Source organism: Hafnia alvei (assembly GCF_900095695.1).
In the GTDB taxonomy this organism is placed as follows: domain Bacteria; phylum Pseudomonadota; class Gammaproteobacteria; order Enterobacterales; family Enterobacteriaceae; genus Hafnia; species Hafnia alvei_B.
The window spans coordinates 1-1,905 of the sequence record NZ_FMIQ01000061.1 but is presented as its reverse complement, the minus strand read 5'-3'; the positions used below and the strand labels follow the sequence as shown (position 1 = coordinate 1,905).

The following is a 1,905-nucleotide window of genomic DNA, read 5'->3' as shown; positions in this document are numbered from 1 at the left end:
TGAGACTGAGATAATCCCGTTCAACGGAGTCATCAAGTCGGGGGACGGTTGCATCAGGCTTGCCGGTGGCGGCGGTGGTTTTGGGCAGTTTTGGACAACTGGCCGCGATGCGCAGCCGCTTAGTACCACTGTTAAGGTCAGCACGAAGAGTTTTAACTTGTGACTTAGCATCTAGTAACTCCTGCATATACTTCGCGTCCAAAGCCGCATTAAGCTGCTGACGGTGAGCCATATCATTAATGGTGGATTGGCGTTCACGGGCTAACTGTTCAGCAGCAATGCGGTCTTTATCCACCTGATGGTATTTATCGCGGTAATGGTCAGCTATTCTCCCAGCGACGACCAACGCCACCAGCAAGATGCCAATTGTCATCATTCGCCAACTGAGATTGATATTCATACCAACAGCGCCGCCCGCGCTTTGTTGTAACGTACCTGTCGATCATCAATACCGTTCAGACCGCCGTTGATAATCTGCGTCACTCGGTAAACGTCAGCACCGTAGGCTATGCAGCCTTTTGATGTGTAGAACCATGCAGCCGAACGCGCAGCTTGTTGGTCGAGCTCCAAGAGTTCAGGCTTGGTCACTAAATCAAGCTTTAACGCGGCGCTACATGCGCGATAGTTATCAAGTCCAGTAATTTGGATAAGGCCACGGCCTCGATACTTCCAACCATCGCCGGAGGCTTTATTACCTAAGCGATTGGCATAAACCAAATTAGCGATCGCATCTTGTCGAGCAGGTTGCGCTGTCGTTCGTCCGAGAGCATTGGCCTGCTGCTGAGTAATACGCTTACCAAATACCGCCACCAAAGCACCCGGTGTGTAATTCAGTGATTCAACAACCTGACGGAAACCACCAGATTCATGTGCCGTTTGAGCAATAAACATCGCCTGATCGGTTGCCGACGTAATACCAAATTCTTTCATTGCTGCATCGATGTGCGGAAACCAGCGCGCAGCTAATCCGGCGCTAATATCAGCCGCCTGTTGAAACTGTTCGAGATCCATTGAATTGCCTTACTGTTGAGGAGGGACGCCTGTCTTACTGCCGACAACACGACGTAGAACCGAGCTGAAATAATCAATACCCAAGAAGCCAATAAAGACGCTTCCGATATACGCCCATTGCTGATCAAAACGCATCAACATGAGTAGGTCTTTAATAAAGAACGCCACCAGCGCGCACATACCGGCATCAAGAATCCGTCGCCACCACGGTGAGTCTCCGTTATATATCCCCCGTAGGATAGCCATTAGACCCGCAATGAATGCGTAACTTCCCTCGCTGCGGTGCTCTGCAATCCATGTCATTAACATGGCCCAGAGCTCGGGGCTTTTGTGCATTTTCATGTTCTCCCCCCATCCACCAGCGCGGTAGGGTTATTGATGTCCAATTTTGGCTTAATCAGAATGATAATTGACGTTGATATCTAACCAAAAACATCACATCACAAGCCTAAATACATTAGATAACCTTAAGTATTGTTAAGATAAAGTTTGTTTTTAGTTGGTTTTTTATTGCCAAATGCAGGCTGGATAGCCATAATCCGATTCGCCACTCCATTGGTTCTCCAGTGTCGCTTATATATTTAATGTTTCCCTATTTAGCTTTTTGGCACCCTTGTCTGAATTCGGAGGCAAGGGCCTTTTCTCTTCTATAGGTACGTCCTATGCCACACAGAAAACTATTTTTAAAGCAGCACTCGCACCTATGTGTAACCTGCTCACAGCCAGCCATGGTTTTGTTAATGGATGATAAAAATTTTCACTCTTACAATGATGGTGAGGGAGCAAGCTACTTTGGAGGATACTTTTGTAACTTTCCTGCAGATATTGATATCCCTATGGCGGGTATCTGGAATGTCGTTATAGAACCCGCACAAAACCACACTGATTTAGCAA

3 protein-coding genes and 2 pseudogenes are annotated in these 1,905 nt (G+C 47.3%); 1 reads left to right on the top strand and 4 read right to left on the bottom strand.

Annotation, left to right across the window (positions count from 1 at the left end):
• From BN1044_RS23970 to BN1044_RS16690, 4 genes and pseudogenes are all read right to left on the bottom strand, one after another.
• Positions 1-60, bottom strand: a pseudogene (locus BN1044_RS23970) (hypothetical protein); the annotation flags it as partial.
• 1 nt (position 61) lies between these two features.
• A pseudogene (locus BN1044_RS23965) lies at positions 62-232 on the bottom strand (lysis system i-spanin subunit Rz); the annotation flags it as partial.
• 164 nt (positions 233-396) lie between these two features.
• Entirely contained in the window at positions 397-1,011 is a 615-nt protein-coding gene (locus BN1044_RS16695) for a glycoside hydrolase family 19 protein (RefSeq protein WP_072309641.1), read from the bottom strand.
• Between the two features lie 9 nt (positions 1,012-1,020).
• Entirely contained in the window at positions 1,021-1,353 is a 333-nt protein-coding gene (locus BN1044_RS16690; RefSeq protein WP_072309640.1) for a phage holin, lambda family, read from the bottom strand.
• 320 nt (positions 1,354-1,673) lie between these two features.
• Between BN1044_RS16690 and BN1044_RS24230 the strand changes: the two genes are divergently transcribed.
• Positions 1,674-1,905 (top strand): DUF1883 domain-containing protein (locus BN1044_RS24230; protein WP_139130961.1); only part of this gene is annotated, 232 nt, incomplete at its 3' end.